This is a genomic window from Cupriavidus sp. 05T313, from assembly GCF_056396665.1.
Map to the genome: position 1 here is coordinate 1 of NZ_JBFTLX010000597.1, position 526 is coordinate 526.

General features: G+C 66.2%; 1 protein-coding gene. It reads left to right on the plus strand.

Annotation, left to right across the window (positions count from 1 at the left end):
- On the plus strand, positions 1-436 hold a 436-nt coding region (locus AC1DKD_RS41930), incomplete at its 5' end, for a hypothetical protein (protein ID WP_477144823.1).
- Between the last annotated feature and the right edge of the window lie 90 nt (positions 437-526).

The window sequence follows — 526 nt, forward strand, 5'->3', positions numbered from 1 at the left end:
GGTGGACTCCCCGGACTGGGCCGCTGTGGTGTCAGGGTACGAAACGGGCGACTTTGACTCGGGCATCGTGTGGAGCGCCAACGATCCGAGCCCGTACAAGTACTTCAACGCCTCCATGGGCTCCTCAACGGTGAAGCCGGTGGGCACCAAGGCGTCGGATAACTACCACCGTTTCGGGGACCCCAAAGCCGATGCCCTGCTGGCACAGTTCGCTGCCACCACGGACCAGTCCACGCAGAAGGACATCGCCAACAAGCTCCAGGAAGAATCCAACGACGTCGCACCACTGGTGCCGCTCTTCTCCGGCCCTGAGTGGGGTGCGTACAACGACACGCACTTCACCGGCTGGCCCACCCCGGACAACCCTTACGCCACCCTCTCGGTCCGCGCACCCTCTACGGTTCTCGTGCTGACCAGCCTGGAACCGCGCAAGTAGCGACCCACCGAGCCTGAGGCCCACCTGGCCCCGCGCCATTTGGCGCCCGACGGCCTGGCCTATGCCACCGGCCGGCCGTCGGGCGTACCC